We start from the raw sequence: 17890 nt of genomic DNA, 5'->3' as shown, positions 1-17890 counted from the left end.
TCGCAGGAAAGTTCCTCCTTTTTCGACTAACGCTCGCCACTCCGCCAGCCGGTCATGGCGGAACTGTGACATTTACCTCATTTCCAAGCTGCGCAAACCTGTGCGCCAGAGCCTTCGCCAACACGCTCTTGCTTTCGCGCTCTCCGTGCACTAGCACGACCTGCTTGGCCGCGCTCGCTGAACCCAACGCGAACCTGATCAACCCTTGTTGATCTGCATGCGCTGAGTAGCCGCCCAGTGTCATTACCTTGGCATAAATTTCAATCCTTTCTCCATCCAGATCAACCCAAGCATATTCGCTCCCCACTGCACTAGCCTGTATCACCGCCCCAGGCGTCCCCCTCCCCTGATACCCGACGAACATCACCTCATGCCGCGAATCCCCAAGCATCGCCTTGAGGTAATTGACGATCCGCCCACCCGAGCACATGCCGTTGCCGGCAATGACAATCGCCGGCCGCCCAGTGCTCTTGAGGTAATTGACCACCTGCTGATGCTTGGCATGGCTATCGATGCACAGCAGTTGCTCGAACGCCAGCGGCTTGCGCCCTTCGCTCAACCGCTGCCTGGCCTCATCGTTCCAGAACCGATGCAGCTCCCGATAGGCTTGAGTGATGCGCAAGGCCAGTGGTGAGTCGAGGATGATCGGCAGTCGCGACCAGATGAGGGCGTCATTACCCGTGATCTCGCCCTCTGCACTGAGCAAGCCTTTGCGATGCAGAATGTCTTCTAGCTCATACAGCAGTTCCTGTGTACGGCCAAGGCTGAACGCGGGTATGAGAATGGTGCCTTGATCGGTGAGCGCGCGATCGATCGCGGCTTCCAAACGTTGCTGTCGCTCACTACGATCAGGGTGCAGGCGGTCGCCATAGGTGCTTTCCAGCACCAACAGGTCTGCGCGCTCAGGTGGTTGAACAGGCCGTAACAGCGGGTTGTTGGGCGCACCGAGATCGCCCGAGAACACGATACGCGTGCTGCCCGCTTGACCTGCCCGCTGCACATCGCATTCGACATAAGCGGAACCAAGCAGATGCCCAGCGCGCTGCAGGCGGATGCGACACACCATGTCATCAGTTTCGACCAGGTTGTGCCACTGAGCAAATGACAAGGGCGTAACGATACTCTCGAGTAGCGCCAGGTATCGCGCAACTTGAACAGGCTCGCTGCTGACGGCGAGCCTGTAGGCATCCTCCAGGATCAGGGGGAGCAGTTTTGCAGAGGGCTCGCTACACAGGATTGGGCCGCGATAGCCGGCAGCCAATAAGGCAGGGATTCGGCCGACGTGATCCAGGTGTACGTGCGTGACGATGAGGGCTTGAATACCCTCGATGGAAAACCCCAGCGGCGCTAATTCGGCGCCTGGGGCTGCATCACTACCTTGCTCGAGCCCACAATCGACCAACAGGCTGGTATGGGGATCAAGGTGCAGCTGGTGGCAGGAGCCGGTGACGCCTCGGGTGCCACCGTGGTGCGACAGGAAAGGATATTCCATGCGAGCGACACCTTTGCGGGCCAGAAAAATGAAGGGCGCTATTACTTCATTCTGGGCGCGGCCTGCCAATCGAAAAAATTGGCTGCACTTGTAGGAATCGCCTGTTAGTTGCCTGCCACGGCCGCCTGACGGGCCGAAGCGCGGATTTTGCGCTTGCTGCGCATGACCCCATAGGCACCGAGCAAAGGCCCGACCGCCAGGCCGACGACCAGGGCAGCCAGTACCAGTACCGCAACCGGCACCGCAGGCGCCGCCCAACCGAACAATACCAGTGAGACCGCTTGCTGGTTTTCCAGTACGAAGAACAGCACCACGGCCGCCAGCAGCAGAACGAACAACGCCGCCAGGGCGCGCTTGAGATTACGCATCAGTCTGTTCCTTCCCTAATCAGGTGTGGACCTCATGCTCTTCTTCATTGACCCGGTCACGCAGCTCTTTACCCGGTTTGAAGTGCGGCACGAACTTGCCTTCGAGGCTCACCGACTGGCCGGTCTTGGGGTTGCGCCCTACCCGGGGAGCGCGATAGTGCAGAGAGAAGCTGCCAAATCCACGGATCTCGATGCGATCGCCAGTGGCCAGGCATTGCGACATCTGCTCAAGCATGGTCTTGATGGCCAGCTCGACGTCCTTGGACGAGAGCAGCCCTTGATGGGTGACAATACGTTCGATCAGCTCCGACTTCGTCATATTTTTCCCTTCGTTATCAAGCAGCTAGATCATTGCTTAACCAGTTTGTAGCACGCTCTGGGGGATTTGAACAGGGCGGTTCTTGACTTAATAAAAAAATTCAAGATTGGTGCAGTGAGAGATGAGGGTACGCACAGTGCTGGGGCATGGGATGCAACACGGACATAGAGGGGTCAGGGCCTCTGGGGCTGCTTTGCAGCCCATCGCAGCCAAGGCAATGCCTACAGCGCGCTTTAGGCATATACAACTGCTGTAGGCGAGCCTGGCCGGCACTGGCATTAGCAGGGTCGACATCATTGCCTGATTAAGCGCTATCGCGGGGCAAGCCCGCTCCCACGCTGGAACCTGCTCCCTGCGCGGCAGCGCAGCCCGCAAGGGCTAAGTGATCTCCTAGGCGATGAGTGCCAGTCCTCGGCGGGAAAGAGGGGCTTAAAAGGCGGACAATAAAAAAGGGCGACCTAAGTCGCCCTTCTTTTACCGATCAAACAGAACTCAGTTCTGTTTGGCCATTGCTTCGCGCAGCAGCGCAGCCATGGTGGTGTCGGCAGCAGCTTCTGGAGCCGCTTTCAGGCTCTGGATAGCTTCGCGCTCTTCAGCGTCGTCTTTCGATTTGATCGACAGGCTGATAACGCGGGACTTACGGTCGACGCTGATGATCTTAGCTTCGATCTCTTCGCCTTCCTTCAGGACGTTACGGGCGTCTTCGACGCGGTCACGGCTGATTTCGGAAGCTTTCAGAGTGGCTTCGATGTCGTCGGCCAGGGTAACGATGGCGCCTTTGGCGTCAACTTCTTTGACGATACCCTTAACGATTGCACCCTTGTCGTTCACAGCAACGAAGTTGGAGAACGGATCGTCTTCCAGTTGCTTGATACCCAGGGAGATGCGCTCGCGCTCTGGATCGACCGACAGGATGACGGTTTCCAGCTCGTCGCCCTTCTTGAAACGACGTACGGCTTCTTCGCCGGTTTCGTTCCAGGAGATGTCGGACAGGTGAACCAGACCGTCGATGCCGCCGTCCAGACCAATGAAGATACCGAAGTCGGTGATCGACTTGATGGTACCGGTGATCTTGTCACCCTTGTTGAACTGGCCGGAGAAGTCTTCCCATGGGTTGGACTTGCACTGCTTGATGCCCAGGGAGATACGACGACGCTCTTCGTCGATGTCCAGAACCATAACTTCCACTTCGTCGCCAACCTGAACGACTTTCGACGGGTGGATGTTTTTGTTGGTCCAGTCCATTTCGGAAACGTGTACCAAACCTTCAACGCCTTCTTCCAGCTCAGCGAAGCAGCCGTAGTCGGTCAGGTTGGTAACGCGAGCCTGTACGCGAGTACCTTCTGGGTAGCGTGCAGTGATAGCGACCCACGGATCTTCGCCCATTTGCTTCAGACCCAGGGAAACGCGGTTGCGCTCACGGTCGAACTTCAGGACGCGAACATCAACTTCATCGCCAACGTTGACGATTTCCGACGGGTGCTTGATACGCTTCCAAGCCATGTCGGTGATGTGCAGCAGGCCGTCGATACCGCCCAGGTCCACGAATGCGCCGTAGTCGGTCAGGTTCTTGACGATACCTTTGACTTGTTGGCCTTCCTGCAGGGTTTCCAGCAGGGCTTCGCGCTCGGCGCTGTTCTCGGCTTCCAGGACGCTGCGACGCGAAACAACGACGTTGTTGCGCTTCTGGTCCAGCTTGATGACCTTGAATTCCAGCTCTTTGCCTTCGAGGTGGGTGGTGTCGCGCACTGGGCGGACATCAACCAGGGAACCTGGCAGGAACGCACGGATACCGTTAACGTCGACAGTGAAGCCGCCTTTAACCTTACCGTTGATAACGCCCTTGACCACTTCTTCGGCGGCGAAAGCTGCTTCCAGAACAATCCAGCACTCGGCGCGCTTGGCTTTTTCACGGGACAGTTTGGTTTCGCCAAAGCCGTCTTCGACCGCGTCCAGCGCAACGTGAACTTCGTCACCGACCTTGATGGTCAGCTCGCCAGCTTCGTTGTAGAACTGCTCGAGCGGGATGACGCCCTCGGACTTCAGACCAGCGTGTACGGTAACCCAGTCGCCGTCGATGTCGACAACGATACCGGTGATGATCGCACCCGGCTGAAGATTGAGGGTTTTCAGGCTTTCTTCAAAGAGTTCTGCAAAGCTTTCGCTCATTTTAATTCCTGTAGATTTGGGCGAAGGAAACGCCCCTAGCCACATTCCAGACAATGTGGGTTTCGTTATGTAAAGGAAAGCGGGCAGGACGTTGACTGGTGCCCCTGCCTGCCTTCCTGTCATCAAATGAGATCGCGAAGGGCGAGCTCACTTCTGATGCGTTGCAACACCTGCTCGATGGACAACTCTGTCGAGTCCAGCTGAATCGCATCGGCCGCCGGCTTGAGCGGGGCCACTGCACGCTGGGTGTCACGCTCATCGCGCGCACGTATCTCATCCAGGAGACTCGCCAGACTAACATCTTCACCCTTGCCCTTCAACTGCAAATAACGGCGTCGAGCGCGTTCCTCCGCGCTGGCGGTGAGGAACACTTTCAAGGGCGCATCGGGGAACACCACGGTGCCCATGTCACGGCCATCGGCGATCAACCCGGGGGCTTCGCGGAAGGCGCGCTGACGCTGCAGCAAGGCTTCACGCACTGCCGGCAGCGAAGCTACCATCGAGGCGCCGGCGCCGACTGTCTCGGTGCGGATGACATTGCTGACGTCTTCACCCTCAAGGATGATCTGTTGCAGCTTACCGGGTTCAGCCGCGATGAACTGCACATCCAGATGGGCGGCCAGGGCCTTGAGCAGCTCTTCGTTGGTCAGGTCGACGCCATGGTTGCTGGCGTTGAACGCCAGCAAACGGTACAGCGCGCCGGAGTCGAGCAGGCGCCAGCCGAGCTCGCGGGCGAGCAGTCCGGCTACGGTACCTTTACCCGAACCGCTAGGTCCGTCGATGGTGATGACGGGGGCTTGCGAATTCACGATTGAGCCTCTTGCGCGACGCGGATGCCAACTTCGGCGCACAGGGTGAGGAAGTTCGGGAACGAGGTGGCGACGTTGGCGCAGTCATGGATGCGTACCGGCGCAGTGGCGCGCAGCGAGGCAACGCTGAAGGCCATGGCGATACGGTGGTCGCCGTGGCCATGCACTTCGCCGCCGCCGATCGGGCCGCCGTCGATGATGATGCCGTCCGGGGTCGGTTGGCACTTCACGCCCAGGGTGATCAGGCCGTCAGCCATGACCTGGATACGGTCCGATTCCTTGACCCGCAGCTCTTCGGCGCCACGCAGGATGGTGCGCCCTTCGGCGCAGGCAGCGGCGACGAACAGCACGGGGAATTCGTCGATGGCCAGCGGCACCAGTTCTTCAGGGATCTCGATACCTTTGAGCTTGGCCCCGCGCACGCGCAGGTCAGCCACTGGCTCACCGCCGACTTCACGCTGGTTTTCCAGGGTGATGTCGCCGCCCATCAAGCGCAGGATGTCGATCACGCCGGTACGGGTCGGGTTGATGCCAACGTGCTCCAGCACCAGCTCGGAACCCTCGGCAATCGACGCCGCGACCAGGAAGAACGCCGCCGAAGAAATATCTGCCGGGACTTCGATACGGGTTGCCGTCAGCTTGCCGCCAGCCTGCAGCGAGGCGACCGGGCCGTCGGACTCAACGGCATAGCCAAAGCCGCGCAGCATGCGCTCGGTATGGTCACGGGTCGGCGCCGGCTCGGTGACGGTGGTTTTGCCTTCGGCGTACAGCCCTGCCAGCAGCAGGCAGGATTTGACCTGGGCACTGGCCATCGGCAGCGTGTAGGTCAGCGCCTTGAGCTTTTGCCCACCGCGAATGGTCAGCGGTGGACGGCCGTCCGGGCCGGTCTCGACCACGGCGCCCATTTCCCGCAGCGGGTTGGCCACGCGGTTCATTGGGCGCTTGGACAGCGAAGCATCACCGGTCATGGTCACGTCGAACGGCTGACCGGCCAGCAGGCCGGAGAGCAGGCGCATCGAGGTGCCGGAGTTGCCAACATAGATTGGCCCAGGCGGCGGCTTGAGGCCATGCAGGCCGACGCCATGAATGGTCACCCGCCCATGGTTGGGGCCTTCGATGACCACACCCATGTCGCGGAAGGCCTGCAGGGTCGCCAGGGCGTCCTCGCCTTCAAGGAAGCCTTCGACCTCGGTGGTGCCTTCGGCCAGCGAGCCGAGCATGATCGAGCGATGGGAAATCGACTTGTCGCCTGGAACGCGGATCCGTCCGGACACGCGGCCACCAGGTTGGGCCAGGAAAATCAGATCGTTGGCGTTCATAGCGTCCACATAGGCCCGACGGGCCAAGATTTTACTGAAATGCTCGCGGGCAACCCGAGCGCGGGTGAATACACCCAGCAACTGGTGCCCGTCCCCTGCATCGACCGCGTCGCGCAAGGCGTCGAGGTCGCTACGAAATGTATCAAGGGTGCGCAGGACAGCTTCGCGGTTGGCGAGGAAGATGTCGTGCCACATGATCGGGTCGCTACCGGCGATTCTCGTGAAATCGCGGAAGCCTCCCGCAGCGTACCGGAAGATCTCGAGGTTTTCATTGCGCTTGGCCAGCGAGTCGACCAGACCAAACGCCAGCAGGTGCGGCAGGTGACTGGTGGCGGCCAGCACTTCGTCGTGGCGCTCCACCGGCATGTGCTCGACATCTGCATCCAGCGCGCGCCACAGGCGATCGACCAGCGCCAGCGCGGCAGGGTCGGTTTCAGCCAGAGGCGTGAGGATGACTTTATGGCGGCGGAACAGCGTCGCATTGGACGCCTCCACCCCGCTCTGCTCGGAGCCGGCTATCGGGTGACCGGGGACGAAGCGCGGCAGGGACGCACCGAGCACTTCGCGGGCGGCGCGTACCACGTTGCACTTGGCGCTGCCGACATCGGTGATGACTGCGTCGCCGAGATCGAGCTGGGCCAGGCGCGCGAGGACTTTTTCCATGGCCAGGATTGGCACGGCCAGCTGGATGACGTCGGCGCCGAAGCAGGCGGTCGCCAAGTCTTCTTCGCAGCGGTCGACCACGCCTAGCGCTACTGCCTGTTTGCGTGAGGGTGCGTCGAGATCGACACCGACCACTTCGCGGCACAGGCCGCTTTCGCGCAGGCCCTTGGCGAACGAGCCGCCGATCAGGCCGAGGCCGACGACTACCAGGCGACCGATAATCGGCGCGGATTTGTTTGCTACCACATCAACCACGAGTGCGAACCCTGTTCAGAACGGCAGCCTGCTGCCGGATGAAACCATGCAGGTCATTTGAGGGGCTGGGGCCGCTGCGCGCCCCATCACCCTCACAGACCCGCTTCAACGTCAGAGTACCGCCTTCGGATACGAGCCCAGCACTTTCAGCGCAACGGCTTCCTGGCTGATCTTCTCCAGCACCGCCTTGATCAGCGGATCGCGGTGATGACCCACGAAGTCGATGAAGAACACGTACGTCCACTTGCCGCTACGCGACGGACGAGTCTCGATGCGAGTCAGGTCGATGCCATTGTCATGGAACGGCACCAGCAGCTCATGCAGCGCACCGGGCTTGTTACTCATCGAGACAATGATCGAGGTCTTGTCGTCGCCGGTCGGCGGGACTTCCTGGCTGCCGATCATCAAGAACCGCGTGGAGTTGTCCGGACGGTCTTCGATCTTCTCCGCCAGGCGAGTCAAACCATACAGGTTGGCCGCCATATCACCGGCGATCGCTGCCGAATTCCACTCACCCTTGACCCGCTTGGCCGCCTCGGCGTTGCTCGATACCGCCACGCGCTCGACATTCGGGTAATGGGCGTCCAGCCACTTGCGGCACTGGGCCAGCGATTGGGCGTGGGAGTAGATGCGGGTGATGCTGTCGGTCTTGGTGTTCTCACCCACCAACAGGTGGTGGTGAATACGCAGCTCGACTTCACCGCAGATGACCATGTCGTGCTCGAGGAAGCTGTCGAGGGTGTGGCTGACCGCACCCTCGGTGGAGTTCTCCACCGGCACTACGCCGAAGTTGACCGCGCCAGCTGCCACTTCGCGGAACACCTCGTCGATCGCTGCCATCGGCTTGCTGATCACGGCGTGACCAAAGTGCTTCATCGCCGCTGCCTGGGTGAAGGTACCTTCAGGGCCGAGGTAGGCGACCTTGAGCGGCTCTTCCAGGGCCAGGCACGAGGACATGATTTCGCGGAACAGCCGCGCCATCTCTTCGTTACCCAGCGGCCCCTTGTTGCGCTCCATGACGCGCTTGAGCACAGCAGCTTCGCGCTCAGGGCGATAGAACACCGGCTTCTCGCCTTCGGCCAGGGTGGCGGTCTTGACCTTGGCCACTTCCTGGGCGCAGCGGGCACGCTCGCTGATCAGCTCGAGGATCTTCTCGTCGAGGCTGTCGATGCGTACGCGCAGCGCCTTGAGTTCCTGCTCGGCCATCAAGCGTGCTCCTTCTCGAATTCGGCCATGTAGCCGACCAGCGCTTCAACGGCGTCCAGACCCAGGGCGTTGTAGATCGAGGCACGCATGCCGCCGACCGAACGGTGCCCCTTGAGGTTGAGCAGGCCGCGCGCGTCAGCACCGGCGAGGAAGGCCTTGTCCAGGCGCTCGTCAGCCAGGCGGAACGGTACGTTCATCCACGAACGGGCGTTGACGCTGATCGGGTTGGTGTAGAAGTCGCTGGCATCGATGAAACCGTACAGACGGTCTTTCTTGGCGCGGTTGCGTGCTTCCATGGCCTCGACGCCACCCTGCTCCTTGAGCCACTCGAACACCAGGCCCGAGAGGTACCAGGAGTAAGTAGCCGGGGTGTTGTACATCGAGCCGTTGTCGGCCGAAACCTTGTAGTCGAGCATGGTCGGGCAGCTGCTGCGGGCGCGACCGAGCAGGTCTTCGCGCACGATCACCACCACCAGGCCGCTTGGACCGATGTTCTTCTGCGCACCGGCGTAGATCAGGCCGTAGTCGGCAACGTTGATCGGACGCGAGAGGATGTCGGACGACATGTCGACCACCAACGGCACGTCACCGGTCGCCGGCACCCAGTCAAACTGCAGGCCGCCGATGGTTTCGTTGGACGCATAGTGGACGTATGCGGCGTTCTTGGTCAGGTTCCATTCGTTCTGGCCTGGAATGGCCAGGTAGTCGTAGCCCTTGGCGCTGGCAGCGACATTGATGTTGCCGAAGCGGCGCGCTTCTTCGATGGCCTTTTTCGACCAGATGCCGGTTTCGACGTAGTCGGCAGTGCCGGTTTCCGGCAGCAGGTTCAGCGGGATCTCGGCAAACTGCTGGCTGGCACCACCCTGCAGGAACAGGACTTTGTAGTTGGAGGGGACGGACAGCAGGTCACGCAGATCTTGCTCGGCCTTTTCAGCGATGGCCACGTAGTCGTCGCTGCGATGGCTCATCTCCATCACCGACAAGCCCTTGCCACGCCAGTCCAGCATTTCAGCCTGGGCGCGCTGCAGGACAGCGTCAGGAAGCGCAGCAGGGCCTGCGCAGAAGTTAAAGGCTCGTTTGCTCACATCCACTCTCGCTCTGCTCTGTTCAGTAAGCGGGGCGACCATAGTCGCCCCGCCGGGTTGTTGCGCTGTGTTATTCCTGAGGCGCCTCTTCGGCGGCGCCGGCATCGTCATCAGCCGCGTCCACCGCGCCGATCTCGACGCCCTCTTCGCCCTCGATCAGTTCATCGAGGTCTTCGGAAGGCTCCTGGATCCGCTCGAGCCCCACCAGGGTCTCGTCGCTGGCCAGCTTGATCAGGGTCACACCCTGGGTGTTACGACCCAGGCTGGAGACCTCGCCCACCCGGGTACGCACCAACGTGCCCTGGTCGGAGATCAGCATGATCTCTTCACCTTCCTGGACCTGGATCGCTCCGATCAACAGACCGTTGCGCCCCTTGGTACCCATGGCGATCACGCCCTGGCCACCACGGCCGCGACGTGGGAACTTGGACAGCGGTGTGCGCTTGCCGAAGCCACGCTCGGAGGCGGTGAGAATCTGCGCGCCGGACTCTGGGATCAGCATCGAGATGATCCGCTGGCCTTTGCCCAGCTTCATGCCGCGTACGCCGCGTGCGGTACGGCCCATTTCACGGACCACGCTCTCGGCGAAGCGAATCACCTTGCCAGCGTCGGAGAACATCATGACTTCCTTGGCGCCGTCGGTGATGGCCGCGGCGATCAGGGTGTCACCTTCCTTGAGCTTCAGGGCGATCAGGCCATTGGAGCGCGGACGGGCGAACTGCACCAGCGGGGTCTTCTTGACGGTACCCGAAGCGGTAGCCATGAAGATGTAGGCGCCAGTCGGTTCGGCGACCAGTTCCGGCGTATCGCCGTCTTCTTCGTCGATTTCTTCTGGCTCGACCACCTCGCCTTCGAGCACGGTGTCGTCGGCATCGTCGATGTCTTCATCGACGCCAGCGCTCTGCTGCAGCGCTTCGAGGTCAATCTGCAGCATGGCGGTGATACCTTCACCCTCCTCCAGCGGCAGCAGGTTGACCAGCGGACGACCCCGGGCAGCGCGAGACGCTTCGGGAATGTCGTAGGTCTTGAGCCAGTACACCTTGCCCTTGCTGGAGAACAGCAACAGGGTGGCGTGGCTGTTGGCGACCAGCAGGTGCTCGATGTAGTCCTCGTCCTTGACGCCGGTAGCCGACTTGCCTTTGCCGCCACGGCGCTGGGCCTGGTAGGCGGACAACGGCTGGGTCTTGGCATAACCACCGTGGGAGATGGTCACCACGCGCTCTTCTTCCGGGATCATGTCGCCGTAGCTGAGGTCGTGACGGGCATCGAGGATTTCGGTGCGGCGCACATCGCCGTACTCGGCGCGGATCGCTTCGAGCTCTTCGCGGATCACTTCCATCAGGCGCTCGGCGCTGCTGAGGATGCGGATCAGCTCGCCGATCTGGTCGAGAATCTCTTGGTACTCGGCCAGCAGCTTCTCGTGCTCGAGACCGGTCAGGCGGTGCAGACGCAGGTCAAGAATGGCCTGGGCCTGTTCCGGCGACAGGAAGTACTTGCCGTCGCGCATGCCGTATTGCGGATCGAGGTCTTCCGGGCGGCAGGCATCGGCGCCGGCGCGCTCGACCATGACCTGTACGGCGCTGGACTCCCAAGGCGTGGTAACCAGGGCTTCCTTGGCTTCGGACGGGGTCGGCGAGGCCTTGATCAGGGCGATGACCGGATCGATGTTGGACAGCGCAACCGCCTGGCCTTCAAGGATATGGCCACGTTCACGGGCCTTGCGCAGCTCGAATACAGTACGACGGGTCACCACTTCACGGCGGTGACGGACGAACGCTTCGAGCAAGTCCTTGAGGTTGAGCAGGCGCGGACGACCGTCGATCAGGGCGACGATGTTGATGCCGAATACGCTTTGCAGCTGGGTCTGGGCATAGAGGTTGTTGAGGATCACCTCTGGCACTTCGCCGCGACGCAGCTCGATGACGATGCGCATGCCGTCCTTGTCGGACTCATCGCGCAGCTCGGTGATGCCTTCGAGTTTCTTCTCTTTGACCAGCTCGGCGATCTTCTCGATCAGACGGGCCTTGTTCAGCTGGTACGGCAGCTCGGTGATGACGATCTGCTGGCGACCACCGACCTTGTCGATGTCCTCGATCTCGGAGCGGGCGCGCATATAGATGCGGCCACGGCCGGTGCGATAGGCCTCGATGATGCCGGACCGACCATTGATCAGGCCGGCCGTTGGGAAGTCAGGGCCAGGGATGAACTGCATCAGCTCATCGACGGTGATTTCCGAGTTGTCGATCAGCGCCAGGCAGCCGTCGATGACCTCGCCGAGGTTGTGCGGCGGGATGTTGGTCGCCATGCCCACAGCAATACCGCTGGAACCGTTGACCAGCAGGTTTGGAATCCGCGTTGGCATGACCGCCGGGATCTGCTCGGTGCCGTCATAGTTGGGCACCCAGTCGACCGTTTCTTTATGCAGGTCGGCCAGCAGCTCGTGGGCCAGCTTGGTCATGCGCACTTCGGTGTATCGCATCGCTGCGGCGTTATCGCCGTCGACCGAACCGAAGTTGCCCTGACCGTCGACCAGCAGGTAGCGCAGCGAGAACGGCTGGGCCATACGCACGATGGTGTCGTAGACCGCAGTGTCGCCGTGCGGGTGGTACTTACCGATGACGTCACCGACCACACGGGCGGACTTCTTGTACGGTTTGTTCCAGTCGTTGCCCAGCTCGCTCATCGCATAGAGAACGCGGCGATGCACGGGTTTCAAGCCGTCACGCGCATCGGGCAGTGCACGCCCGACAATCACGCTCATCGCGTAGTCGAGGTAAGACTGTCTCAGTTCGTCTTCGATATTGACCGGGAGGATTTCTTTGGCCAGTTCGCCCATGAGAAGCCTGATTCCTTTTTCTGGTGAAACCTCGTCCAAGTCCATCAAGGACGAACGAAGCTCGTCGCCGCAGCGCACAGTGGTGCGACGACTTACGACAAATCAATAGGTTGTGCCTTGGATCTGCGCAATGAAGACCACCTCAATGGGCGGCCTTGGAAACTGCCGGATGGTATCACAAAGGCCAAAAGCGAGCGACAGGCTTGAAGCGTGAAGTGACAAGAAGATGTGCCTTGATAAACCTGGGGGCCGCTTTGCGGCCCTTCGCGGGCAAGCCCGCCCCCACAGGCATAACGCTGTCGCACAGAACGGCGCTATCCCTGTGGGAGCGGGCTTGCCCGCGAAGGGCTGCAAAGCAGCCCCCTCCATAACAATTACCTGATCAATGCAGACGCTTACGGCACATCAATTGGGCAAGCTTGGCGGTGTCTGGCCGCTCGACGATGCCTTTTTCGGTCACGATCACATCGACCAGATCCGCCGGGGTCACGTCGAACACCGGATTGAACACCTCCACCTCAGCGGCGAAGCGGCTGGCCGCGACATCCAGCAACTCGTCGGCATCGCGCTCTTCCAGTGGAATGTCATCACCCGTCGCCAGGTTCAGGTCGATGCTGGTGCTCGGCGCCACGACCATGAAGCGCACACCGTGGTGCATTGCCGCCACCGCCATCTGGTAAGTGCCGATCTTGCTGGCCACATCGCCATTGGCAGCGATGCAGTCGGCGCCAACCACCACCCAGGTGATGCCCTTGACCTTCATCAGGTGGGCCATCGCCGAATCCGCGCAGAGCGTCGCCGGGATGCCTTCGTGGGCCAGCTCCCAGGTAGTCAGGCGCGAACCCTGCAACCAAGGGCGGGTTTCACCGACATACACGCGCTCGACCATCCCTTCGAGGAAGGCTGCGCGAATCACCCCCAGCGCCGTGCCAAAGCCGCCGCTGGCCAAGGCCCCGGCATTGCCGTGGGTGAGCAGGGTCTGCTCATTACCTTGATGGCGGCGGATCTGCTCGATGCCGTACTGGGCCATGGTCAGGTTGGCTTCACGGTCGCTTTCATGGATCGCCACGGCTTCGGCCTCCATTACCGCCAGCACGTCTTCATCCGGGCGCAGGCGCTGCAGGCGATCACGCATGCGGTTGAGCGACCAGAACAAGTTGGCGGCGGTCGGGCGCGACTCGGCCAGGGCGAGAAAATCCTCCTCCAGGGCCATTTCCCAGTCGTCATCCTCGGCCAGCCGATCGCGCAGGGCCAGCACCAAGCCGTAGGCGGCGCTGATGCCAATCGCTGGCGCGCCACGCACCGCCATACCCTGGATCGCCTTGACCACGTCGGCTACATCGGCGCAAGCCAGCCAGTGCTCTTGCGACGGCAACAGGCGCTGGTCGAGCAGATGCAGGGTGCCGTCACGCCACTGGATGCCGGTCACCTTCTCCGCCGCCAAAAGTCGCTCGCGCATCGCCTCTCCCCGTCGTTCGGTGATCAAAAGGCGGCGATTATAGCGAGCCTCAGCCGCGGGCGCTCGGGTATACTGCGCGTTCCGCCCAAACGTTGCAGGTAGCCCACGCATGCCCACGCCCTCCACGCCCCTCGACCTGCTGCTGGTGCCGGCTTGGCTGGTACCTGTGGAACCGGCCGGGGTAGTACTGGAAGGCCATGCCCTGGGCCTGCGCAACGGCCTGATCGCCTGGATCGGCCCGCGCGAGCGCGCACCCGCGGCCAACGAGGTGCGCGAGCTGCCCGATTGCCTGCTCTGCCCTGGCCTGGTCAACGCCCATGGCCACGCCGCCATGACTTTGTTCCGTGGTCTGGCTGACGACTTGCCCTTGATGACCTGGCTGCACGAACACATCTGGCCGGCCGAGGGGCGCTGGGTCGATGAAGGGTTCGTCCGTGATGGCACGGACCTGGCCATCGCCGAGCAGCTCAAAGGCGGCATCACCTGCTTCGCCGACATGTATTTCTACCCCCGCGAGGCCTGCGACCGGGTCCACCGTAGTGGCATCCGTGCCCAGGTGGCGGTGCCGCTGCTGGACTTCCCGATCCCTGGCGCGCGCACGCCGGACGAAGGCCTGCACCTGGCCATCGAGCTGTTCGGCGATTTGCGCCATCACCCGCGCATCACCATCGCCCTCGGCCCGCACGCTCCGTATACGGTCAACGACCAGAACCTGGAGAAGATCCGGGTGATCGCCGACCAATTGGATGCGCCGCTGCACATGCATATCCACGAAACCGCCAGCGAGGTCGAGCAGGCCGTGGCCGAGCATGGCGAGCGGCCGCTGGCCCGGCTGGCTCGGCTGGGCCTGCTGGGCCCCAACCTGCAAGCGGTGCACATGACCCAGATCAGCGACGACGATCTGGCGCTACTGGTAGAAAGCAACACCAGCGTGATCCACTGCCCGGAGTCCAACCTCAAGCTGGCCAGCGGCTTCTGCCCGGTCGAGCGCCTGTGGCAGGCTGGGGTCAATGTCGCGGTAGGCACCGATGGCGCGGCCAGCAACAACGATCTGGACCTGCTGGGCGAAACCCGCACCGCCGCCCTGCTGGCCAAGGCGGTCGCTGGCTCTGCGGCGGCGCTGGATGCCCACCGCGCGCTGCGCATGGCCACCCTCAACGGCGCCCGCGCCCTGGGACTGGAAGCGCGCATCGGTTCGCTGGAGGTGGGCAAGGCTGCAGACCTGGTGGCCTTCGACCTGTCGGGGCTGGCCCAGCAGCCGGTCCACGACCCGGTTTCACAATTGATCTACGCCACCAGCCGCGACTGCGCGCGGCATGTCTGGGTGGCCGGCGAGCAACTGCTCGACGAGCGCCGCCTGACGCGCATGGACGAAGCGGCGCTGACCGCCATGGCCCGCACCTGGGGCACGCGCATCGCAGGCAAAGAATGACTGGCCGGCAGCTGCGGCTGCCGCCCTGTGACACCTTTTATCGAAGATTCAGAGGATTTGTTCAATGAGCAACGTCGACCACGCCGAAATCGCCAAATTCGAGGCCCTGGCTCACCGCTGGTGGGACCGCGAGAGCGAGTTCAAGCCGCTGCACGACATCAACCCGCTGCGCGTGAACTGGATCGATGAACGCGTCAGCCTGGCCGGCAAGAAGGTACTCGACGTCGGCTGCGGCGGCGGCATCCTCAGCGAAGCCATGGCCCAGCGCGGCGCCACTGTGACTGGCATCGACATGGGCGAAGCACCGCTGGCCGTGGCCCAGCTGCACCAGCTGGAATCGGGCGTCGAAGTCGAATACCGGCAGATCACCGCCGAGGCCCTGGCAGAAGAAATGCCCGAGCAGTTCGACGTGGTCACCTGCCTTGAGATGCTCGAGCACGTGCCCGACCCATCGTCGGTGATCCGCGCCTGCTACCGCATGGTCAAGCCGGGCGGCCAGGTGTTCTTCTCCACCATCAACCGCAACCCCAAGGCCTACCTGCTGGCGATCATCGGCGCCGAGTACATCCTCAAGATGCTCCCGCGCGGCACCCACGACTTCAAGAAATTCATCCGCCCGTCGGAGCTCGGCGCCTGGAGCCGCGTGGCCGGCCTGGAAGTCAAGGACATCATCGGCCTGACCTACAACCCGCTGACCAAGCACTACAAGCTGAGCAGCGACGTTGACGTCAACTACATGATCCAGACCCTGCGCGAGGAATGAGCATGCGTTTGCGAGCAGTACTCTTCGACATGGACGGCACGCTGCTGGACACCGCGCCGGACTTCATCGCCATCTGCCAGGCCATGCTCGCCGAGCGCGGGCTGCCTGCCATTGACGACAAACTGATCCGCGACGTGATCTCCGGCGGCGCCCGGGCGATGGTCGCTGCGACGTTCGCCATGGACCCGCAAGAAGAAGGCTTCGAGGCCCTGCGTCTGGAGTTCCTCGAGCGCTATCAGCGAGATTGTGCCGTGCACAGCAAGCTGTTCGATGGCATGGGCGAACTGTTGGCCGACATCGAAAAAGGCGGCCTTATCTGGGGTGTGGTGACCAACAAGCCGGTGCGCTTCGCCGAGCCGATCATGCAGCGCCTGGGCCTGGCCGAGCGTTCGGCGTTGTTGATCTGCCCGGACCATGTGAAGAACAGCAAGCCTGACCCTGAGCCGCTGATCCTGGCCTGCAAGACCCTGGACCTGGACCCGGCCAGCGTCTTGTTCGTCGGCGATGACCTGCGCGACATCGAGTCTGGCCGCGACGCCGGTACCCGTACGGCGGCAGTGCGCTATGGCTATATTCATCCTCAGGACAACCCCAACAACTGGGGTGCAGACGTGGTGGTGGACCACCCGCTGGAGCTGCGCAAGGTGCTCGACAGCGCGCTTTGCGGCTGCTGATTACTCTTAAAGGGATTCGCGAGCTGGATGGGAGCGGGCTTGTCCGCCAGGATGCTATCGCCGGGCAAGCCCGCTCCCACGCAGATGTGCGGCCTTACTGAATTCAAAGGACAGACCTCATGTTCGACTACACCGCCCGCCCCGACCTGCTCAAAGGCCGGGTCATCCTGGTCACCGGCGCTGGCCGTGGCATCGGAGCCGCTGCCGCCAAGGCCTACGCCGCCCTTGGCGCCACCGTCCTGCTGCTGGGCAAGACCGAAGCCAATCTCAACCAGGTCTATGATGAAATCGTCGCCGCCGGCCACCCTGAGCCCGTTGTTGTCCCGTTCAACCTGGAAACTGCCCTGCCCCACCAGTACGACGAGCTGGCGGTGATGATCGAGAAAGAGTTTGGTCGCCTCGACGGCCTGCTCAACAATGCCTCGATCATCGGCCCGCGCACCCCGCTCGAGCAGCTGTCGGGTGACAACTTCATGCGCGTGATGCACATCAACGTCAATGCCACGTTCATGCTCACCAGCACCCTGCTGCCGCTGCTCAAGCTGTCCGAAGATGCTTCGGTGGTGTTCACCTCCAGCAGCGTTGGCCGCAAGGGCCGGGCTTACTGGGGTGCGTACGGGGTGTCGAAGTTCGCTACCGAAGGGCTGATGCAGACCTTGGCCGACGAGCTGGAAAACGTGGCGCCGGTACGCTCAAACAGCATCAACCCAGGGGCGACCCGCACCGCCATGCGCGCGCTGGCCTATCCGAGCGAGAATCCGCAGGATAATCCGCTGCCTGAAGAGATCATGCCGGTATATCTGTACCTGATGGGGCCAGATAGCAAGGATGTGAATGGGCAGGCGCTGAACGCCCAGTAATCTCGGCTACCTTCACTGGCCTCTTCGCGGGCAAGCCCGCTCCCACAGGGATAGCGAGCAGCCCATTTGGCTGCGCTGTGCCTGTGAGAGGGCCGCAGGCGACACTCCTAGGATTGTTGTTACGCAACAAAGCCCTGTGGGAGCGGGCTTGCCCGCGAAGAGGCCTAGACAGGCAACAGCA

The 17890-nt window shown here is 62.1% G+C and carries 14 protein-coding genes; 4 read left to right on the top strand and 10 right to left on the bottom strand.

All coding sequences use genetic code 11. From position 1 onward, the window contains the following. Nucleotides 1-52 precede the first annotated feature (52 nt). From ACI2JX_RS00790 to mtnA, 10 genes are all read right to left on the bottom strand, one after another. Entirely contained in the window at nucleotides 53-1492 is a 1440-nt protein-coding gene (locus ACI2JX_RS00790; protein ID WP_404689140.1) for an MBL fold metallo-hydrolase RNA specificity domain-containing protein, read from the bottom strand. A gap of 104 nt (nucleotides 1493-1596) precedes the next feature. Further along, nucleotides 1597-1860 (bottom strand): lipopolysaccharide assembly protein LapA domain-containing protein, encoded by a 264-nt coding sequence (locus tag ACI2JX_RS00785; RefSeq protein WP_186554762.1) that lies wholly within the window; start codon nucleotides 1858-1860, stop codon nucleotides 1597-1599. Between the two features lie 19 nt (nucleotides 1861-1879). Beyond that, on the bottom strand, nucleotides 1880-2179 hold the full coding sequence (ihfB, locus tag ACI2JX_RS00780) for an integration host factor subunit beta (RefSeq protein WP_186554761.1): 300 nt from the start codon (nucleotides 2177-2179) through the stop codon (nucleotides 1880-1882). Between the two features lie 492 nt (nucleotides 2180-2671). Then, nucleotides 2672-4348 (bottom strand): 30S ribosomal protein S1, encoded by a 1677-nt coding sequence (gene rpsA, locus ACI2JX_RS00775; protein ID WP_186554760.1) that lies wholly within the window; start codon nucleotides 4346-4348, stop codon nucleotides 2672-2674. A 122-nt stretch (nucleotides 4349-4470) separates the two neighbouring features. Beyond that, on the bottom strand, nucleotides 4471-5157 hold the full coding sequence (cmk, locus tag ACI2JX_RS00770) for a (d)CMP kinase (protein WP_186554759.1): 687 nt from the start codon (nucleotides 5155-5157) through the stop codon (nucleotides 4471-4473). Continuing rightward, nucleotides 5154-7361, bottom strand: coding sequence for a bifunctional prephenate dehydrogenase/3-phosphoshikimate 1-carboxyvinyltransferase (locus ACI2JX_RS00765; RefSeq protein ID WP_404689514.1), 2208 nt, complete (start codon nucleotides 7359-7361; stop codon nucleotides 5154-5156). Before ACI2JX_RS00765 ends, cmk begins: the two co-directional genes overlap by 4 nt. A gap of 144 nt (nucleotides 7362-7505) precedes the next feature. After that, a complete protein-coding gene (gene pheA / locus ACI2JX_RS00760; protein WP_186554757.1) occupies nucleotides 7506-8600 on the bottom strand; it encodes a prephenate dehydratase in 1095 nt (364 codons plus the stop codon). Beyond that, nucleotides 8600-9685 (bottom strand): 3-phosphoserine/phosphohydroxythreonine transaminase, encoded by a 1086-nt coding sequence (gene serC / locus ACI2JX_RS00755; RefSeq protein WP_312155340.1) that lies wholly within the window; start codon nucleotides 9683-9685, stop codon nucleotides 8600-8602. Before serC ends, pheA begins: the two co-directional genes overlap by 1 nt. Before the next feature lie 70 nt (nucleotides 9686-9755). Then, on the bottom strand, nucleotides 9756-12521 hold the full coding sequence (gyrA, locus tag ACI2JX_RS00750) for a DNA gyrase subunit A (protein ID WP_368972572.1): 2766 nt from the start codon (nucleotides 12519-12521) through the stop codon (nucleotides 9756-9758). Nucleotides 12522-12903: 382 nt separating this feature from the next. After that, nucleotides 12904-13980, bottom strand: a complete 1077-nt coding sequence (gene mtnA, locus ACI2JX_RS00745; RefSeq protein WP_264235173.1) for an S-methyl-5-thioribose-1-phosphate isomerase — start codon at nucleotides 13978-13980, stop codon at nucleotides 12904-12906. A 109-nt stretch (nucleotides 13981-14089) separates the two neighbouring features. On the opposite strand from mtnA, the gene ACI2JX_RS00740 reads away from it, so the two are divergent. The 4 genes from ACI2JX_RS00740 (at nucleotide 14090) to ACI2JX_RS00725 (ending at nucleotide 17709) form a co-directional block, all read left to right on the top strand. Continuing rightward, nucleotides 14090-15412 (top strand): TRZ/ATZ family hydrolase, encoded by a 1323-nt coding sequence (locus ACI2JX_RS00740; protein ID WP_404689139.1) that lies wholly within the window; start codon nucleotides 14090-14092, stop codon nucleotides 15410-15412. Between the two features lie 64 nt (nucleotides 15413-15476). Beyond that, nucleotides 15477-16175, top strand: a complete 699-nt coding sequence (gene ubiG / locus ACI2JX_RS00735; RefSeq protein ID WP_264235171.1) for a bifunctional 2-polyprenyl-6-hydroxyphenol methylase/3-demethylubiquinol 3-O-methyltransferase UbiG — start codon at nucleotides 15477-15479, stop codon at nucleotides 16173-16175. Nucleotides 16176-16177: 2 nt separating this feature from the next. Further along, the gene (gene mupP, locus ACI2JX_RS00730; RefSeq protein ID WP_264235169.1) at nucleotides 16178-16849 is read left to right on the top strand and encodes an N-acetylmuramic acid 6-phosphate phosphatase MupP; all 672 of its coding nucleotides are present in this window, start codon (nucleotides 16178-16180) and stop codon (nucleotides 16847-16849) included. 119 nt (nucleotides 16850-16968) lie between these two features. Continuing rightward, a complete protein-coding gene (locus ACI2JX_RS00725) occupies nucleotides 16969-17709 on the top strand; it encodes a YciK family oxidoreductase (protein WP_264235168.1) in 741 nt (246 codons plus the stop codon). Nucleotides 17710-17890: the final 181 nt, after the last annotated feature.

Source organism: Pseudomonas sp. NPDC088890, from assembly GCF_044900155.1.
Lineage (GTDB): Bacteria > Pseudomonadota > Gammaproteobacteria > Pseudomonadales > Pseudomonadaceae > Aquipseudomonas > Aquipseudomonas urmiensis.
This window is presented reverse-complemented; position numbering and strand designations above follow the sequence as displayed.